The organism is Streptomyces zaehneri (assembly GCF_032248645.1).
Taxonomy (GTDB): domain Bacteria; phylum Actinomycetota; class Actinomycetes; order Streptomycetales; family Streptomycetaceae; genus Streptomyces; species Streptomyces coriariae.
In genome coordinates this window covers 562,545-579,798 of sequence record NZ_JASTTJ010000002.1, presented here as the reverse complement: position 1 = coordinate 579,798, position 17,254 = coordinate 562,545, and the positions used below count along the sequence as shown (strand labels likewise).

At 71.8% G+C, this 17,254-nt stretch carries 16 protein-coding genes; 8 read left to right on the top strand and 8 right to left on the bottom strand.

Features of this window, described 5'->3' with window-relative positions; genetic code table 11:
* The first annotated feature begins 105 nt into the window (after positions 1-105).
* Entirely contained in the window at positions 106-1,017 is a 912-nt protein-coding gene (locus tag QQM72_RS05350; RefSeq protein WP_314219591.1) for a Gfo/Idh/MocA family protein, read from the top strand.
* Here QQM72_RS05350 and lnt read toward each other — a convergent pair.
* The 6 genes from lnt to QQM72_RS05320 all read right to left on the bottom strand — a co-directional run bounded on the left by lnt (position 935) and on the right by QQM72_RS05320 (position 6,602).
* Complete coding sequence (gene lnt / locus QQM72_RS05345) at positions 935-2,506, bottom strand: apolipoprotein N-acyltransferase (protein WP_314219590.1); 1,572 nt, start codon at positions 2,504-2,506, stop codon at positions 935-937. The two genes, QQM72_RS05350 and lnt, sit on opposite strands and share 83 nt — an antisense overlap.
* Before the next feature lie 301 nt (positions 2,507-2,807).
* The gene (locus tag QQM72_RS05340) at positions 2,808-3,278 is read right to left on the bottom strand and encodes a nuclear transport factor 2 family protein (protein ID WP_314219589.1); all 471 of its coding nucleotides are present in this window, start codon (positions 3,276-3,278) and stop codon (positions 2,808-2,810) included.
* Positions 3,279-3,462: 184 nt separating this feature from the next.
* Positions 3,463-3,996 (bottom strand): GNAT family N-acetyltransferase, encoded by a 534-nt coding sequence (locus QQM72_RS05335; protein WP_314219588.1) that lies wholly within the window; start codon positions 3,994-3,996, stop codon positions 3,463-3,465.
* Between the two features lie 235 nt (positions 3,997-4,231).
* Positions 4,232-5,218 (bottom strand): YhjD/YihY/BrkB family envelope integrity protein, encoded by a 987-nt coding sequence (locus QQM72_RS05330; protein WP_314219587.1) that lies wholly within the window; start codon positions 5,216-5,218, stop codon positions 4,232-4,234.
* Positions 5,219-5,378: 160 nt separating this feature from the next.
* Positions 5,379-5,558, bottom strand: coding sequence for a hypothetical protein (locus QQM72_RS05325; RefSeq protein ID WP_142269239.1), 180 nt, complete (start codon positions 5,556-5,558; stop codon positions 5,379-5,381).
* Positions 5,559-5,726: 168 nt separating this feature from the next.
* A complete protein-coding gene (locus QQM72_RS05320) occupies positions 5,727-6,602 on the bottom strand; it encodes an undecaprenyl-diphosphate phosphatase (RefSeq protein ID WP_171395963.1) in 876 nt (291 codons plus the stop codon).
* A 426-nt stretch (positions 6,603-7,028) separates the two neighbouring features.
* Here QQM72_RS05320 and QQM72_RS05315 point away from each other — a divergent pair, with 426 nt between their 5' ends.
* The 4 genes from QQM72_RS05315 to QQM72_RS05300 all read left to right on the top strand — a co-directional run bounded on the left by QQM72_RS05315 (position 7,029) and on the right by QQM72_RS05300 (position 10,737).
* A complete protein-coding gene (locus tag QQM72_RS05315; RefSeq protein ID WP_314219586.1) occupies positions 7,029-8,267 on the top strand; it encodes a Gfo/Idh/MocA family protein in 1,239 nt (412 codons plus the stop codon).
* Positions 8,264-9,193: a DUF6807 domain-containing protein gene (locus QQM72_RS05310; RefSeq protein ID WP_314219585.1), complete on the top strand. Its 930-nt coding sequence runs from the start codon at positions 8,264-8,266 to the stop codon at positions 9,191-9,193. Before QQM72_RS05315 ends, QQM72_RS05310 begins: the two co-directional genes overlap by 4 nt.
* Positions 9,187-9,903, top strand: a complete 717-nt coding sequence (locus QQM72_RS05305; protein ID WP_314219584.1) for a cupin domain-containing protein — start codon at positions 9,187-9,189, stop codon at positions 9,901-9,903. The genes QQM72_RS05310 and QQM72_RS05305 overlap by 7 nt, the downstream gene beginning before the upstream one ends.
* A gap of 111 nt (positions 9,904-10,014) precedes the next feature.
* Positions 10,015-10,737, top strand: a complete 723-nt coding sequence (locus tag QQM72_RS05300) for a hypothetical protein (RefSeq protein WP_314219583.1) — start codon at positions 10,015-10,017, stop codon at positions 10,735-10,737.
* Positions 10,738-11,039: 302 nt separating this feature from the next.
* Here the strand turns inward: QQM72_RS05300 and QQM72_RS05295 are convergent, their stop codons facing one another.
* Positions 11,040-11,510 (bottom strand): winged helix-turn-helix transcriptional regulator, encoded by a 471-nt coding sequence (locus tag QQM72_RS05295; RefSeq protein WP_314219582.1) that lies wholly within the window; start codon positions 11,508-11,510, stop codon positions 11,040-11,042.
* A 135-nt stretch (positions 11,511-11,645) separates the two neighbouring features.
* Between QQM72_RS05295 and QQM72_RS05290 the strand changes: the two genes are divergently transcribed.
* Entirely contained in the window at positions 11,646-12,815 is a 1,170-nt protein-coding gene (locus tag QQM72_RS05290; protein WP_314219581.1) for a thiolase family protein, read from the top strand.
* A gap of 68 nt (positions 12,816-12,883) precedes the next feature.
* Here the strand turns inward: QQM72_RS05290 and QQM72_RS05285 are convergent, their stop codons facing one another.
* Positions 12,884-13,693, bottom strand: a complete 810-nt coding sequence (locus QQM72_RS05285) for a TVP38/TMEM64 family protein (protein WP_314219580.1) — start codon at positions 13,691-13,693, stop codon at positions 12,884-12,886.
* Between the two features lie 49 nt (positions 13,694-13,742).
* Here QQM72_RS05285 and QQM72_RS05280 point away from each other — a divergent pair, with 49 nt between their 5' ends.
* Together QQM72_RS05280 and QQM72_RS05275 are read left to right on the top strand one after the other, a co-directional pair.
* Complete coding sequence (locus QQM72_RS05280; protein WP_314219579.1) at positions 13,743-14,540, top strand: DNA alkylation repair protein; 798 nt, start codon at positions 13,743-13,745, stop codon at positions 14,538-14,540.
* A 268-nt stretch (positions 14,541-14,808) separates the two neighbouring features.
* Positions 14,809-17,253 (top strand): WD40/YVTN/BNR-like repeat-containing protein, encoded by a 2,445-nt coding sequence (locus tag QQM72_RS05275; RefSeq protein WP_314219578.1) that lies wholly within the window; start codon positions 14,809-14,811, stop codon positions 17,251-17,253.
* Position 17,254: the final 1 nt, after the last annotated feature.

Sequence of the window (17,254 nt, the reverse complement as noted above, 5' to 3'; positions counted from 1 at the left end):
CACCTCGCGGACCGGCGGACGGCGGCCGGGGGCCCCGTATGCTGCCGTGGACGGCAGGCCGGGCATTGGGCCGGGCAGCGTGGGACAGGTAGCGAGGGAGCGCCCGTGAAGGTCGGCTGCATCGGACTCGGCGACATCGCGCAGAAGGCGTATCTGCCGGTGCTCGGCGCCCTGCCCGGGATCGAGCTGCACCTCCAGACCCGCACACCGACCACGCTCGACCGGGTCGCCGACGGTCTCCGCCTGCCCCGAGAGCAGCGCCACCACGACCTCGACGCGCTCCTCGCCGCCGGTCTCGACGCGGCGTTCGTGCACGCGCCCACCGCCGCCCACCCCGAGATCGTCTCCCGGCTGCTGGAGGCGGGCGTCCCCACGTACGTGGACAAGCCCCTCGCATACGAACTCGCCGACTCCGAGCGGCTCGTCACGCTCGCGGAAGCGCGGCACGTGTCCCTCGCCGTCGGCTTCAACCGACGCCTCGCGCCCGGCTACGCGCAATGCGCCGACCACCCGCGCGAGCTGATCCTCATGCAGAAGAACCGGGTCGGGCTGCCCGAGCAGCCGCGCACGATGATCCTCGACGACTTCATCCACGTCGTGGACACGCTGCGCTTCCTGGCGCCGGGCCCGGTCGACGACGTGACCGTGCGCGCCCGCGTCGCGGACGGCCTGCTGCACCACGTCGTCCTCCAGCTCGCCGGCCCCGGCTTCACCGCGCTCGGCGTGATGAACCGGCTCAGCGGTTCCAACGAGGAGATCCTCGAGGTGTCCGGGCAGGACACCAAGCGCCAGGTCGTCAACCTCGCCGAGGTGATCGACCACAAGGGGCAGCCCACCGTGCGGCGGCGCGGCGACTGGGTGCCGGTGGCCCGGCAGCGCGGCGTCGAACAGGCGGTCCTCGCCTTCCTGGACGCCGTGCGCGCGGGCACGGTGCTCAGCGCCAGGGACGCGCTGGCGACTCATGAGCTGTGCGAGCGGGTGGTACGAGCGGTGCTGGAGCAGTCCGCCGCAGCCTGACCGTCCGCGCGCCCTCCGTGAGCGCGAGGGCCAGCAGTACCAGCAGGGCCCCGTGCACCGGCCAGTCGCCGTAGCGCACGTACGGAGTGACGCCGTCGGCGAGCGGGACGTCGTAGACGGACGTCGTGCTCGCCTCCGTGCCCAGCCACGAGCCCACCCGCCGGCCACTCGCGTCGTACACGGCCGAGACGCCGGTCAGGGTGGAGTGGACGAACGGCCGCCCGGTCTCCGCGGCGCGCAGCGCGCCCAGCGAGGCGTGCTGCGCGGGCGCCCAGCTGTGCTGGAAGGAGGAGGTCGACGACTGCGCGACCAGCACGTCCGCGCCGTCCCCGGCCAGATGCCGGCTCATGTCGGGGAACGCCGTCTCGAAGCACACCATCGGGCCGACGTGCAGGCCGTGCCCGGCGTCCATCACGACCTGCTCGGTGCCGCGCCGCCGGTCCTCGCCGGCCGCCTTGCCGACGGAGGTGGCCCAGCCGAGCAGGGAGCGGGCCGGTATGTACTCTCCGAACGGCACCAGCCGCATCTTGTCGTACCGGTCGCCGGTCGGGCCCTCGGACCCGACGAGGATCGAGCTCTTGTAGATGCCGGGCCGGTCGGAGCGGCGGGCGTCGACGTTGACGAGGATGTCGGCGCCGGTGACGCGGGACAACTCCGCCAGGCGCCGGGCCAGGTCGGGCCGGTCGTCGAGGTCGTATCCGACACTGCTCTCGCCCCACACGATCAGGTCCACGTCCTGCCCGACCAGCCGCCGGGTCAACTGCTCCTCACGGGCGAAGCGCCGGTCGGGGCCGTCGATCACCCCCGGCTGCACGACGGCGATCCGGGCCTGCCCGTCGGCGGCGGGGCGCGGCGCCCACATCCACGCGGCAGACGCCGTGGCGGCGGTGGCCACGAGACCGGCGACGGCCGGGGCCCGGGACGCCGGAACGCAGACCAGGACCGCGGCCGACACGTTGACCGCCACCACCAGGAAGCTGAGCAGCCACACCCCGCCGACGGAGGCGAGCCGCAGCGCGGGCTCCACCTGCCACTGACTGGCCCCGAGCATGCCCCACGGCCCGCCGAGCCCCTGCCAGGAGCGGACGAGCTCGATCGCCAGCCAGCCCGAGGGCAGGACCAGCAGCGCGGCGAACACCCGCCCCCGACCGGGGATCACGTCCGCGGTGAGGAACCGGCGGACCAGCCACGCCCACGGGCCCCACAGGGCGCCCAGCAGCGCGGCGATGACCAGGGTGAACACATGCAGGCTCGGCAGCAGCCAGTGGTGCATGGCCAGCATGAAACCGAACCCGCCGCTCCATCCGTCGTACGCGGCCCGCCTCCCCGTCGGCGCGGAGCGGGCGAGCAGGATCCACGGGACGAGCGCGAGATAGGCCCACCACCACAGGGCCGGCGCGGGGAACGCGAGCACAGGCAGCGTGCCCGCGAGAGCCGCGACGGCCGTACGCCGCCAGGGGGAGGTGAGCCACAGTCCGAACGTCTTCATACGGCACCTCCCTACCCGCTCAGGGGTGCCTCCAGTGTGCGCGCGTCGGACGATCTCCGACAGGGGAAGCTTTTCGGCCCTCCACCGCGAGGCGCTGCCGCTGCCGCTTCCTTCCGCTTCGCGTGCGCCCCTTGTGATTTCTGCCCCCCTTTGCCCCCCTTTGCCCCCCTGTGCCCCCTGTGCTCTATGTGCTTTCTCCCCTCCGCCTCCCGGCTCTCGTCTCCCGCTTCTTGTCTCTCGTCTCCCGCCTCGTGCCTGGTGGCTCCGTTCTGGGCCGCGTGCCTTTGATGTCGCTTCCGGTTCAGCCGGGCAGTCGCCGCCATTTCTCCCGGACGACGACCTCACGCACCCGCCATCCGTCGTCGGTCCGCAGCAGACCGAAGGAGTACCTGCCGCCACAGACGAAGTCCGGCGCACGGGCCGCCGAGTCGTCGTGGCCGGCGGCGGCCAGCCGCATCGGGTTGACGTAGTCGGCCTGAACCCGGGCCGTGTCGCCCGTGTCCTGCTCCAGAACCCCGAAGCGCACCTGGCGATTGACGATGAGGTGCTGCCGCATCGCGAACACCCGCATGGTCTCCGCGAGCCATGAGGCGACGTTCCCGGCGTCCCCCTCGATGCCACCGGCCGAGCGGTAGTCCGCCCGCCCGTCCGAAGTGAACAGGTTCCGGTACGCCGTCCAGTCACCGTCGTCGACCGCCACCGCATAGTCGGTGACCAGTCCGTCCACGGCCAGCCGGTCCATCACTGCGGCGAGTTCCACACGCTGCGTCATGGCCCGAGTGTTGGGCATGAGGGTTGCTCAGCCAAGCTCTGTGCGGGAACGATCCGGTAATCGGGTGCCGTGACGTCAGCGAGGGACAACGGTGTTGTCCGGTTCACCGGGTGCCTCGCCGGTCATGCGCGGACGCCGTGCAGGTCTCGCGATGACCGCGATGCCACGACCTCGTGAGGCTCGGTCACCCATGGAACTCGGTGAGGTCGATGGCGTGAACGTGCAACGCGAAGCGGTGCACCGGGTGGACCGTTTCGCGTTCCGGTGTCATGCCGAGCTTGCGGCTGATGTTCTCGGAGGCGTCGTCACCGATCCGGTTGATGCTGATGACCCGGTCCAGGCCGCGATCCTGGAGGGCGAACTCCAGCGTCGCGTGGGCGGCCTCGGACGCGTACCCCTGACCCCAGAACTGGGATCCGAACCGCCAGCTGATCGCCACGTCGGGCCGTACCTCCGGCAGGAACTCGGGCACGGACAGGCCCGTGAAGCCGGCCAGTTCGCCCGAGCCGAGCAGTTCCACGGCGAAGAGTCCGAAGCCCTCCTCGTCCCACTCCTCCTCCCACCGCTCGATGGCCTCCGCCGTCCGGTCCAGGTCGAGAACCGACCCGTCGTCGACCCAGCGCATGACGTGCGGATCCGCGTTGATCTCGGCCATCGGCACGAGGTCGTCGTCGTTCCAGCGGCGGAGGAGGAGGCGGGGGGTGTGGATCTCGGTCATGGTGACCATCCTGCCCGTGGCGGGAGCCTCACCGGTAATCGGCGGCAACCGGCGCCCGGGAGAGCCGGTGGCGCCGGCCGGCCGGCCCGGGCCCCGGGCGGACCCCGTCCAAGCCCTGCCCGGCTTCCTCCCGGCTTCCTCCCGGCCTCGTCCGGGCTTGGTTTGGGCCTCGTCCGGGCTTCATCCGGGCCTCGTTCCGGCCCCGTCCGACCCCGTTCGGATCGCTGCCGGGCTCTCAGCGGTCGGGGTTCTTGGTCTCTCGGGTCTCTCGGGTCTTCCGGGTCTGTTGGGTCTGGCGGCGGGAGATCTGCCCCCGCGCTGTGAGCCACCGTGACCGGGTCTGCTCGACCATGGTGTCCCACTGCCGGCGGACCTCGTGGTCGGAGGGGCGGTGACCCTGACGGATCCGGTCGAGTTCGTCCCGCACCTCGCGCCCCAGTGCCGAGGATCCGACCATGACCAGCATGGCGGCGAAGAGCGCGGAGATCATCGCGAAGACCGCTCCCACCACGCCGTAGCGTGCGGCGTAGGAGTTGAACAGACGCGGCAGATAGACGGCGGCGCCCACCGAATAGGCCGCCGTCAGGACGGCGGCGGTGACGCCGAAGGGGACCAGGTCCCGCCAGCCGATCCGCTTCGCCGACAGGAGCCGTCCGCTCCAGACGAGGAACGCGGCGGTCACCGGTACCTCGCACACCGAGGCGACCAGTCCCAGTTCTCCTCCGCCGAGGAGCGCGGTGAGCGCGGCGGTGCACAGTGCGTAGCCGCCCAGGCCGAGGACCCACCACAGGCCGTTGCGGGTGTTGCGCACGCTGAGCGGGCTGAGTTCCCATGTCTGTTCGACGAGGCGCTGTGCCGCCCGCGCGAAACTGAGGATCGAGATCGTCAGGAACACGGCTCCGAAGACGCCCACGCTCGCACTGCTGTCCTGCGCCGAGGAGAAGAGGGAGCTGACGGCCGTCGCGCCCGCGCCGGTGAGGTGGTAGCGCTTGATGATCTGCTCCGCGGCGTCGTAGTGCACGAAGCTGCTCACCACGGCGCCGATGAGGATGGAGAGCGGGACCAGCGCGGTCAACGCGCTGGACGCCAGGGCCATCGACCGGTCGAAGCCCACGATCTTCTGAAACCGGTTGATGACGCGCAACGCGAAGGCGGGGCGCAGCCAGAACGTCAGCGTTCTGACGAGCCGCTCGCGCTTGATCCTCGCCGTCCTGCCCTCCATGAAGATCGTGACCGTTGTGGCGACGCGAGCGTAACGGACGGTCGCGGGGCCGACACGGCCCGACACGTGACGACACGGGGAGAGCGGAGCAAGCGGGGAGGAAGGCCGGAGGGAAGGGCGAAGGGGAGGGCTGCTAGGGCGGCGAGGGGGAGGCTCGGGCTCAGGCCGCCTTGACGACCTCGCCGCGGATCGCGATGGCCCACTCCACGACCAGCAGCTCGTACTCCGCCCGCTCCTGGGCGGAGAGCGAACCGCCCGCGCGCAGCCAAAGGGCCCGGATCCGCTCGTTTAACTCGGCAGCAGACCGCACGGAACCAGAGGGCACAGAGTTGGGGGACATGGGCCAAGCCTAGGCGCAAGCACTGACAGTGCGCTACCGGACGGCTACGCGCGCGGTATGGGCTTGGTCACGGCTGATCGATCAACTCCGCTGACCCCCCGGCTGGTTCGGGTGGGAAGGCCGATCCGTGCGGCGACGCGCAGCCCCGGGGGAGCGGAGCGGTACCGCTCAGCCCGCCGACTCCGCCGCGTGCGGGCTCAGTGAGCCGGTCGCGACCAGGGCGATGATCACGATGCCGAGTACGACGCGGTAGTAGACGAACGGCATGAAGGACTTGGTGCTGATGAACTTCATGAACCAGGCGATGACCGCGTATCCGGACGCGAAGGCGATCACCGTCGCGAACATCGTCGGCCCCCACGCCACGTGACCGCCCTCGACCGCGTCCTTCAACTCGAAGACACCGGAGGCCAGTACGGCCGGGATGGCCAGCAGGAAGGAGTAGCGGGCCGCGGCCTCGCGCTTGTAGCCCATGAACAGGCCGCCGCTGATGGTGGCGCCGGACCGCGAGACGCCGGGGATGAGCGCGCAGGCCTGGCAGAGGCCGAAGATCAGGCCGTCCTTGACGCCCAGGTTCTCCAGGTTCTTGCGCTGCTTGGGCGCGCGGTGCTTCCCGCCCGTCTCGTCGCGGGCCGCCAGCCGGTCGGCGATGCCGATCACGATGCCGACGACGACGAGCATCGTGGCGGTGATCCGCAGGTCGCGGAACGGGCCCTCGATCTGGTCCTTGAGCGTCACACCCAGCACACCGATCGGGATCGAGCCGACGATCACCAGCCAGCCCATCTGGGCGTCGTGGTCCTTGCGCAGCGTCTTGTTGAACAGTGATCGACTCCACGCCGAGATGATCCGGCCGATGTCCTTGCGGAAGTAGATCAGCACCGCGGCTTCCGTGCCGATCTGCGTGATCGCCGTGAAGGCGGCGCCGGGGTCCTTCCAGCCGGAGAACGCCGCGGTCAGCCGCAGGTGCGCGCTGGAGGAGACGGGGAGGAACTCGGTCAGCCCCTGGACGAGTCCGAGGATGAGGGATTCAAACCAAGACATGAGGTTACGGAGTCCAAGTGCCGATCGGAGAGGGCGACGGCGACGGTCGGCCCGTCGCGCGCGATGATCAGGTGATCAGGTGTGTGCCGGGGGAAGCGTAGCGTTCCCGGATGACAGCCCCGGCACAGGGGTTTCGCAGGCGCCACGCGGGCTCGCGCACCGACGGCACCCGCCGCCTCACCACGAGCGACGGAAATCCCTCACGCGACGCGCACGCGTCCGGCCCCGCCGCACCCGCCGACAGGCGGCTCACGTGCGGGTCGGTACACCGGACAGGTGTCCCCATGGTTGACCGGCCGCCCGGCCGCCGCATACGTTGCTGCCGATGGGAAAGCGCTTGCTGTGTGCAGGTACTGCACGCTTCCCCCTCGGTTGCTGGCCCGCCCGGCCGTTCGGCCGTACGTCGGAGGAGTGCTGATCACGCCCATGCCCCCATCCACTCCGCTGCCTGCCGCGCTCGCCGGCCGCCGTGTCCGGGCCGCCATCGTCGGTATCGGCGCGATCGGGCGCGGCTCCCATCTGCCCGCCCTCCAGCAGCTCGCCGCCGAGGGCGAGGCCGAGGTCGTGGCGGCCGTTGACATCGATGCCACCGCCGTCGAGGCCTTCTGCGCGGAGAGCGGGATTCCGCACGCGTACACCGACCTGGAGCGGATGCTGGCGGAGCAGCGCCCCGACCTGGTGACCATCTGCACCCCGCCGACCCTGCACCGGGAGCAGAGTGTGGCGGCGCTGCGGGCGGGCGCCTGGGTGTGGTGCGAGAAGCCGCCGGTGCCGACCCTCGCCGACTACGACGCCGTGCAGGCGCAGGAGGGCGCGGCGTCGGGTCCGTACTCCTCGATCGTCTTCCAGCACCGTTTCGGATCCGGGTCCCGGCATGTACGGCGGCTGCTCGCCGAGCAGGCCCTCGGGCGGCCGCTGGTCGCGCACTGCCAGACCACCTGGTACCGCGACACCGCCTACTACGCCGTGCCCTGGCGCGGGCGCTGGCAGACCGAGGGCGGCGGCCCGGCGATGGGCCACGGCATCCACCAGATGGACCTGCTGCTCGACCTCCTCGGCCCGTGGAGCGAGGTGCGCGCGATGGCCGGCCGGCTCGTGCACGACGTGGAGACGGAGGACGTTTCCACCGCCCTGGTCCGCTTCGAGAGCGGGGCCATGGCGACGGTCGTCAACAGTGTCCTGAGTCCCGACGAGGTCAGCCGCATCCGTATCGACTGCGAGCGCGCCACCGTCGAACTCACCCACCTCTACGGTCACTCCAACGCCAACTGGCACATCACGCCCGCCCCGGACGTCTCCGGTGACCTGGCGGCGGCCTGGCAGGACTTCGGCGCCGACGTCCCGAGCTCGCACCTGGCGCAGCTGCGCGAGCTGGTCGCGAGCATGCGCGCGGGCCGCCGGCCGCGCAGCAGCGGCGCGGACGGGCGCACCAGCCTGGAGCTGATCAGCGCGCTGTACAAGTCGGCGTTCACCGACACGACGGTGCGACGGGGCGAGATCGGGCCGGGTGACCCGTACTACACGGCCCTGCACGGCGGCGCCCCCGGCTGGGCACCGGCCACGGTCGCGATGAAGACGGCGACGGCGACGCATACGGGTGCGGAGACGACGACGGGTACGGGGACGAACGCGAGCGCGGAGACGGACGCGGAGGTGCCGGCGTGAGCGGCGACCTGCGGCTCGTCCACGCACACGGCGACCGGGTCACGGTGACCGACCCGGCCACCGGCGTCGAGCTGCTCGCCTACGTCTACCGGCCCGAGGCTGCGTGGGAGGCGCCGAGGCCGTACATCCACCCGCTGCGGACCCTCGCCGGTGACGTCGTGACCGACTACCGGCCCAACGACCACCGCTGGCACAAGGGGCTGTCGCTGACCGCCTCGCACCTCTCGGGCGCCAACCTGTGGGGCGGCAACTCGTATGTGCACGGCGAGGGGTATCTCGAGCTCCCCGAGCGGGTCGGCTCGATGGCGCACGTCGGCTTCGACGAGGTGTCGGCGGCCGGCGGCCGGGCCGTCATCGCCGAGCGGCTGACCTGGCATCCGCACAGCGGCGAGCTGTGGGCGCAGGAGGCGCGCCGGATCGAGGTGCACGACGTCGACCCGGACGCCGGTTCCTGGGCGCTGACCTGGACCAGCGCCGTGACCAACCGCAGGGACGAGCCGCTCCGCTTCGGCAGCCCGACCACCGCCGGGCGCGAACTGGCCGGATACACGGGCCTGTTCTGGCGGGGACCGCGGGCCTTCCGCGACGGCCGGATCATCGGCCCGGACGGAGCGGGCCCCGGGCTGATGGCCTCGCAGAGCCCCTGGCTGGCCCTCTCCGGCGAGCACGACGGCGCCGACGGTCACGCCACAGTCGTCTTCGCGCACGCCCCCGAGAACGACCACTCCGGAGCCCGAGGGACCCACCCCGCACACTGGTTCGTCCGCAACGAGCCCTTCGCGGGCATCGCCCCGTCCTGGTCCTTCTTCGACGAGCTCGAGCTCGCCCCCGGCGACACGCTCACCCGCCGCTACCGCGTGGTGGTGGCCGACGGCGCCTGGGAGCGGGAGGAGATCGCCAAGTACCTGGAGGCACATCCGTGGTGAGCGGGTACGGGGGGCTGCCCGGCGGGGTCGCCGTCTCGCGCCTGCGCGTGTACGACTGGCCCGCCGCCGACGGTCTGCACGGCGGAACTCCCCATATGCACCTGACGTGTTCGGAGGGGTACGTCGTCACGGCCGGGCACGGTGCGGTGCAGACCCTGACGGCGTCCGGGTACGAGATCACGCCGCTCGCACCCGGCACGGTCGCCTGGTTCACGCCGGGCACCATCCACCGGCTGGTCGACGAGGACGCACTGCGCATCACCGTGCTGATGCAGAACGGCGGGCTGCCGGAGGCCGGCGACGCCGTGCTCACCCTGCCGCCGCAGTACCTGACCGACCCCGAGACGTACGCCGCCGCGACCGTGATCCCGGCCGACGCTCCCCGGGCGGAGCAGGCCCGGATCGCCCGTGCCCGGCGCGACCTCGCGCTGGAGGGCTACCGCGCGCTGCGCGAGGCGGCGGACGGCCCGGCCGCCCTGGCCGCCTTCCACCGGTCGGCTGCCGCGCTGGTGGAGCCCCGGCTCGCCGAGTGGCGTGAGCGCTGGCTCCGTGGTGCGCGGGCGGCCGCGCGGGCCACGGGCGAGCAGCTCGACCGGCTCGCGGACGGCGATGTGTCCTACCTCGCCGAGGCCGCCGTCCGGGCCGAACGGCCCTCGTCCCAAGGCAAGTTCGGGATGTGCGGGTGGCTGGACGTGTACCCGCTTCCCTAGCGCCTGGTCATCAGCGCACGGGGGATCGGCTGACGTAGTTTCCCTGATACTCCTGCGGCCTCGCTGCCGGAATGATCCAATCGACCGATGTCGAGAGCGGGGAGTCAGCGGGTGCGGATCAGAGTGACGGCGGCGGCCCTGTGCGCAGCGGTTCTGGTGGCCGGATGCGGGGGTGGTGGCAGCGGCGATTCCGACGCGAAGGCGACGGATTCCGCGGCGGCGCAGGGGTCTACGTCCGGATCCGGGTCCGGATCGGCGTCGGTCTCGGCTGCCGCGTCGGAGGCTCCCGCACCACCGCTCGGCGAGGCTCGGCTGAAGTCCGCCGCGCTGGTCGGCGGGGATGTGGACGGCTACCAGATCACCGACTTCCCCGTGAAGCCCGACGGCGATTCCCTCGCCCGGCCCGCCGACTGCCAGCCGCTCGAGAACATGCGCACCGCCTCGCCCGACCCGGGTCCCAAGGCGTTCGTCGGGCTCCTCGCCTTCGGGGGAGCCGGCCCCACCGCGGGTTCCGCCACCACCATCGGTCTCATGGCCTACGACCAGTCCGACGCCGAGGGCATTCTCGACGGCCTCCGCACCGCCCTGAAGAAGTGCACCGCCTACGAGGGAGGCGTGCCCGCGCGTACCACCGCCAAGGCGGCCACCGCGCCCGACGTGGGCGACGAAGCCGTCGCCTTCGGCCTGGAGACCCAGGGTGACAGCGCGGACGCGTTCGTGGTCGTGCGCAGCGGCTCCACGGTCGTCCTGTTCTTCACCGCCGCCGGTACCGGCTCCGCGGCGGAGGTGCCCGCGGAACTGGTCACCGCGCAGATCCGGAAGCTGGGAGCCTGAGGGCCGTCTCGTGACAGGTGCCCGGAGGTGCGGTCACGCTCCGGCCGGTGATCCGTGCGCGCAGCGGGTGGGTCGGGTCGCCGCGTACCACGGTGACCTCGACCCACCGGGGGCCCGGCTCCGGCGCCACCCGCGCTCCCCGGACGGCACAGCCCGCCTGCGCGGTGGCCGCGCCCGCCGCCGTCGCCGCCCGCACAGCCCGCGCCGCGACGTCGGCACGGCAGCGACGGCTGCTCCGGTCCGCCCTGCCCCTCGGCTCCTCTTCGCCGCCCGCACCGCGTGCGGGTCCGCGCGGCGCGGCTTCAGGCGGCCGACGGGCCCGCCACCGTCCAGCCCGGAGCCTGCGGGTGGGCGCTCACGTCCTCGTGGCGGACCGGGTCGCCGCAGGCCGCACAGGTGACCACGGGGGCCAGCTCGTTGCCGCAGACGTGCGCGAGCACCATGGGGCGGTCGTCGTCCTCGCGGAGATGGCGGTCGCCCCACGCCATGAGGGTCATCAGGACCGGCTCCAGTTCGAGGCCCGCCTGCGTGGGCCGGTACTCGAAGCGCTGCGGTCGCTCGCTGTAGGCGCGCCTGGTCAGGATCCCGGCGTCGACGAGGCGGCGCAGCCGGGTGGCCAGGATGTCGCGCGGAGCGCCGATGTTGCGCACCAGCTGGTCGAAGCGGGTGTTGCCCAGGCACACCTCCCGCAGGACGAGCAGGGAGTACTTCTCGCCGACGAGGGCGAGGGCGTCGGCGATCGAGCAGGGGCGCGGATCTTTGGAGGCGGCCATGACGGCCAGTCTAGGTGAGGGTTGGAAAAACAAATCGACGTCGGTTGGATTTTCCAACCCTCGGGGTTATGGTGAGTTCGGATTTCCTACTCACCGGTAGTTTCCCTGCTCGTGCTCGTCATGGAGGCATCGCACATGCGTGACGCAGTCATCGTCGAAGCCGTACGCACCCCGATCGGCAAGGGCAAGCCGAACGGCTCCCTCGCTCAAGTCCACCCCGTCGAACTCCTCGCCCACACCCTGCGCACCCTCGTCGACCGCTCCGGCATCGATCCCGAGCTGATCGACGACGTGATCGGCGGGACCGTCGACCAGGTCGGCGAGCAGGCCATGAACACCACCCGCTACGCGCTGCTCTCGGCGGGCTTCCCGGAGACCGTCCCCGCGACCACCGTCGACCGCCAGTGCGGGTCCTCCCAGCAGGCCGTGCACTTCGCGGCCCAGGGAGTCATGTCCGGTGCCTACGACCTCGTCGTCGCCTGCGGTGTCGAGTCGATGAGCCGGGTGCCGATGTGGTCCAACGTGCCGCCCGGCAAGGACCCGTTCGGCCCCGGCGTCGCCGCGCGCTACCCGGAGGGACTCGTCCCGCAGGGCATCAGCTCCGAGCTCATCGCCGCCAAGTGGTCGATCACGCGGGAGCAGATGGACGGCTTCGCCGTCTCCTCGCACCGCAAGGCCGCCGAGGCCTGGTCACGGGGGCTCTTCGACGCGGAGGTCGCGCCCCTGGAGGGCGTCTCGCGCGACGAGTGCGTACGGCCCGGGAGCACCCCCGAGATCCTCGCCGGCCTCAAACCCGCCTACTACGACCCCGCCTTCGCCGAGCGCTTTCCGCAGATCGAGTGGAACGTCACCGCGGGCAACGCCAGCCCGGTCAACGACGGCGCCTCGGCCGTGCTGATCACCTCCGGCGAGACCGCCGCCCGCCTCGGTCTGCGCCCGCTCGCCCGACTGCACAGCTTCGCCGTCACCGGCTCGGATCCCCTGCTGATGCTGACCGGCGTGATCCCGGCGACCGAGAAGGTGCTGCGCCGGGCCGGGCTGCGGCTCGACGACATCGACCTCTTCGAGGTCAACGAGGCCTTCTCCAGCGTGGTCCTGGCCTGGCGGCAGGAGACCGGCGCGGACCTCGACAAGGTCAATGTGCACGGCGGTGCGATCGCGCTCGGGCACCCGCTCGGCGCGAGCGGCACCCGGCTGACCACGACGCTCGTCCACGCGATGCGGGAACGCGGCGCCCGCTACGCCCTGCAGACGATGTGCGAGGCGGGCGGGCTCGCCAACGCGATGGTCCTGGAATCCGTGTGATCGGGTGACCGGGAACAGGCCGCGGGGCAGGCCGCGGAACAGGAGCTGAAGCCGGTGACGGCGGGCGGCTACGGGCGGCGCAGGTGGTGGCGCTTGCGCCAGGCCACCACCGCGCCGACCAGCGCCGGCAGGGCGATGCAGGCCATGGCGATCAGGAAGGCCGGCGAGGTCGGGGAGGAGGCACGGGCCCCGGCGACGACGTAGGCGGCGGTGTTCGGGACCGAGCCCAGCGCGGTCGCCACCAGGAAGGACGGCCAGCCCATGCGGGAGACGGCGGCGCAGTAGTTCGCGGCCCAGAACGGCACGCCCGGGAACAGCCGGGCCGCCAGCATCGAGCGCATGCCGTGCCGGCTCAGCTGGCCGTCCGCCGCCTTGAGCAGCCGCCCGCGCAGCAGCGGCCGTAGCGCGCCCTGCCCGAGGACCCGGCCGAGCCCGAAGGCGATCCCGGCCCCCAGCACCGTGCCCGCCAGTGCCGCGGCGACACCCCACTGCGAGCCGAAGACGGCGCCCGCGGCCAGGTTCAGCAGCGGTCGGGGCACGAACGCCACCGTGCACAGTCCGTACGCCACCGCGAAGACCGCGGCCGCCGTCACACCGCCCAACTGGGGTGGCCAGCCGTCCGCGAGGAGCCTTTGCGGCTCGAAGAGCAGCACGCTCGACGCGGCCGCCGCCAGCAGCGTGACCAGCAGCGCGAATCGGGACCAGGGCGAGCGCAGCGCTCTCGCGCAGCGCGCGGCGAGGCCGCCGGGTGCGTCGACCGTCGCAGCGACGGACGCGATGACGGGCAAGGGAGCGAGCGTGGGGACGACGAACTCCGTGGCGGTGGCCCGGGGAGTGGCCGTGGCGGTGCCCCCAGGGCGGGTGGTGGCATCGAGCATCCCGCGACACTAACCGACGGACATGTGTGATCGCCGTATGGTTCGTCTCATGACGGTCACAGGTGCGGACGCGATCGGCGTGCCGGACAGCGTTCTCGCCGACATCGTGCTGGAGCGGCTGACGACCGCGTACGGCCCCACGGCCGACCCGGGCCGGGCGGCGGTCATGCGCGCGTACATGAAGGACGTGGCCCCCTTCCTCGGCCTCCCCACCCCCGCCCGCAGGGCCCTGTCCCGCACCGTCCTGGCGGGCACGCCCCGCCCCGACGAGGCCGACTGCACGGCGATCGCGCTGCGCTGCTGGGCGCTGCCGCAGCGCGAGTACCACTACTTCGCCGTCGACTACCTGCGCCGGTACGCGCCACGCCTGTCGTCGGCGTTCCTGCCCGTGGCTCGCCGGCTGGTGACCACGACGTCCTGGTGGGACACGGTCGACCTGCTCGCCGCACACGTGGTCGGCACGCTCGTCGCGGCCGACCCCCGGCTCGGCGCCGACATGGACGTCTGGATCGCCGACGAGGACCTGTGGGTCGCCCGTACGGCCCTGCTCCACCAGCTCCGCCACAAGGAACGCACCGACACCGGCCGTCTCTTCGCCCACTGCCTGCGCCGGTCCGCACACCCGGACTTCTTCGTCCGCAAGGCGATCGGCTGGGCCCTGCGCGAGTACGCCAAGACCGACCCGGCGGCCGTCCGCGCCTTCGTCACCCGCGAACGGGAACGCCTCTCGCCGCTGACGGTGCGTGAGGCGCTGAAAGCGGAGGCGCGCGATGCCTTGCCGTCGGTCCGCTCGCGCATGCAACTCGGGCCCGGCCTGGGGCTCCTGCATCCACGCCGCGTTGGATGAAAGAGCAACAGTTGACAGTTGAGGCGTGCACTCAAGCTGTGTCGTCGCCCTTGTCCCGAGTTGGCGTCCTACCGGTACGAGGGTGACGATGGAGGTGGGCCCTCGGCTCCGACCTCGGATGCGGAGGGCACGCCGGGGGTGGTGCGGGCGTGCGGCAGGATCAGCTTCCATCAGCACATCGCGGTTGTTCCGCCCGGCGGGGCCCTTGCCGGATGTTGCGGAGCGGGAACCGCCCACCTGGAACAGCGGCGCACTCTCTGGGGACGTCATGGCCATCTCCGACGAAGAACTGGCGCGGGCGAAGAAGATCCGGGTCGAACAGGTGCCGCTGCTGCGCAGGAGCCGTGGCGTGACGAACGAGACCCTTCACAGGCTGCCTGACGCTGCGGTACGACGTGCGCTGCGGCGCCTGAACTACCCCGACTTGCCCAACGCACGATGGCTGTTCAGGCTCGACCAAGAGCGCGGCGACGACGGCACGGTCCCGGCGCACGCCCAGGGAACGGCACTCGACAGGATGCACGCGCGGCTGGCGGCGGGTGAGGCCCCGCCCGCGCAGACCGCGGGCGTGCCGACCGGCGCCACTCGTGAGGGCCTCGAGGCAGGCCCGACACCGACGGCCGGGATGCAACTCGCCGCATGGGAGTGGCTCGGCCCGGGCAACATCGGTGGCCGCACCCGCGGCATCGCGATCCATCCCGAGGAGCCTCGGAAGATGTGGGCCGCGGGCGCCGGCGGCGGCGTGTGGCACACCGAGGACGGCGGAGGGCAGTGGGCGCCCGTCGACGACTTCCTCGGCAACCTGGCCTGCTCCTGCCTGGCCATGGACCCCGGCGACCCGTCGACGATCTACGTCGGTACCGGTGAGGGCTTCTCCAACAACGACGCGTTGCGCGGCAACGGCGTCTTCCGCACCACCGACGGCGTCAACTGGGCGCCGATCACCGCCACCCAGACAACGGATTTCCGCGCCGTGGCCCGGATAGCGGTCTCCTCGACCGGCGAGGTCGTGCTCGCGGCCACCGCGACCGGGCTCTTCCGCTGCTCCGACGAGGAACGCAAGACCTGGACACAGGTCCTGGACGTCCCGCTCGGCACCGTCCTGTTCGACCCCACCGACGACGACCTGGCCGTAGCCGGTGCGCTGGAGGCCGGCGCGGCCTTCGTCAGCTCCGACGGCGGGCGCACCTGGCAGACGGCGACGCAGGCCGGCAGCCCGTGGTCGGGCCGGGTGGAACTCGCCCACGCAGCCGCGGATCCCAGGATCGTCTACGCCTCGGTCCAGATGACCAGCGGCCGCATCTATCGCTCCACGGACGGCGGCCGAACCTACCGTCCCCGGAAGACCCTCGACTCCAGCGGCCGGATGGCCGACTATCTGGGCGACCAGGGCTGGTACGGCAACGCCGTGTGGGCCGGCGACCCGACGGACGAGAACCTCGTCGTGCTCGGCGGCGTCGACCTGTGGCGCAGCACCGACGGCGGCGACCACATCACCGAGATCAGCACATGGTGGGCCCAGGGTTCCGTGCACGCCGACCACCACGCGATCGTCTCGCACCCCGCATACGACGGGGCGAACAACCGGACGGTCTTCTTCGGCAACGACGGCGGTGTGTTCACCGCACAGGATCTGGCGCAGACCGGCACCGAGCAGGAACCGCCGTTCGTCGACGGCTGGACCGAGCTGGACAACAACTACGGGGTCACCCAGTTCTACTCCGGGGCCGGCAACCGGCTCAGCGGAAAGATCATCGGTGGCGCTCAGGACAACGGCACCCTGTGCTTCGACCCGGCCCAGGGCACCGAGGGCTGGCAGCAGATCTTCGGCGGCGACGGAGGCTGGTGTGCCTCCGACCCCGACGATCCGGAGGTCTTCTACGGTGAGTACGTCTTCCTGAACATCCACCGCAACACCGACGGCGGGGCCAGTGACGACACCGGGGGCGACCGCTACATCAGCGGCCAGTTCTGGAACGACGTCATCAGGGAGTGGGACTGGAAGCCGCTGCCTTTCCGTATCCCCGACGCCATGACCAACCAGGCCCTGTTCATCGCGCCGTTCGCCCTCGACCCGAACGAACCCGACCGGATGCTCGCCGGCGGCCTGTCACTGTGGCGGACGGACAACGCCAAGGAAGCCAACACTCCCACGTCCGGGCCGAGCTGGCGGGCGGTCAAGCCCAGCGCGGGAGCCAAGATCAGCGCGCTCGCCGTGGCGGCCGGAGACTCCGACCTGATCTGGGTGGGGCACGTCAACGGCATGCTGTTCCGTACCGTCAACGGCACGGCGACGACGCCGGCCTGGAGTCGTGTCGGGGTGACCGGACCCAGCCCACTGCGGCCGCGGCGCTACCTCACCTGCGTCACGCTCGACCCCGCCGAGCCGGACACGGCCTACGTCGCCTTCGGTGGTTTCGAACCGGACAACCTCTGGGTCACCCACGACGGCGGCGCCGCGTGGACCCAGCTCGCCCAGACGCTGCCGGACGTACCTGTCCGGGCGGTCGCCGTACATCCGAGACGTACCGCATTCCTCTACTGCGGTACGGAGGTGGGGCTCTTCGCCAGCGACGACGGCGGGGCCAACTGGTCGGCGGCCAACGAGGGGCCCACCAACTGCTCGGTCGACCAGCTGTTCTGGATGGACGAGACGTTGGTCAGCGCCACTCATGGCCGTGGCATGTTCCGGATCGACCTGTCGGCGGTCTGAA

Coding starts and splice junctions, on each gene's coding strand:
- lnt (WP_314219590.1), bottom strand. CDS start 2,506: ATGAAGACGTTCGGACTGTGGCTCACCTCCCCCTGGCGGCGTACGGCC.
- QQM72_RS05340 (WP_314219589.1), bottom strand. CDS start 3,278: ATGACGCAGCGTGTGGAACTCGCCGCAGTGATGGACCGGCTGGCCGTG.
- QQM72_RS05335 (WP_314219588.1), bottom strand. CDS start 3,996: ATGACCGAGATCCACACCCCCCGCCTCCTCCTCCGCCGCTGGAACGAC.
- QQM72_RS05330 (WP_314219587.1), bottom strand. CDS start 5,218: ATGGAGGGCAGGACGGCGAGGATCAAGCGCGAGCGGCTCGTCAGAACG.
- QQM72_RS05325 (WP_142269239.1), bottom strand. CDS start 5,558: ATGTCCCCCAACTCTGTGCCCTCTGGTTCCGTGCGGTCTGCTGCCGAG.
- QQM72_RS05320 (WP_171395963.1), bottom strand. CDS start 6,602: ATGTCTTGGTTTGAATCCCTCATCCTCGGACTCGTCCAGGGGCTGACC.
- QQM72_RS05315 (WP_314219586.1), top strand. CDS start 7,029: ATGCCCCCATCCACTCCGCTGCCTGCCGCGCTCGCCGGCCGCCGTGTC.
- QQM72_RS05295 (WP_314219582.1), bottom strand. CDS start 11,510: ATGGCCGCCTCCAAAGATCCGCGCCCCTGCTCGATCGCCGACGCCCTC.
- QQM72_RS05290 (WP_314219581.1), top strand. CDS start 11,646: ATGCGTGACGCAGTCATCGTCGAAGCCGTACGCACCCCGATCGGCAAG.
- QQM72_RS05285 (WP_314219580.1), bottom strand. CDS start 13,693: ATGCTCGATGCCACCACCCGCCCTGGGGGCACCGCCACGGCCACTCCC.
- QQM72_RS05280 (WP_314219579.1), top strand. CDS start 13,743: ATGACGGTCACAGGTGCGGACGCGATCGGCGTGCCGGACAGCGTTCTC.
- QQM72_RS05275 (WP_314219578.1), top strand. CDS start 14,809: ATGGCCATCTCCGACGAAGAACTGGCGCGGGCGAAGAAGATCCGGGTC.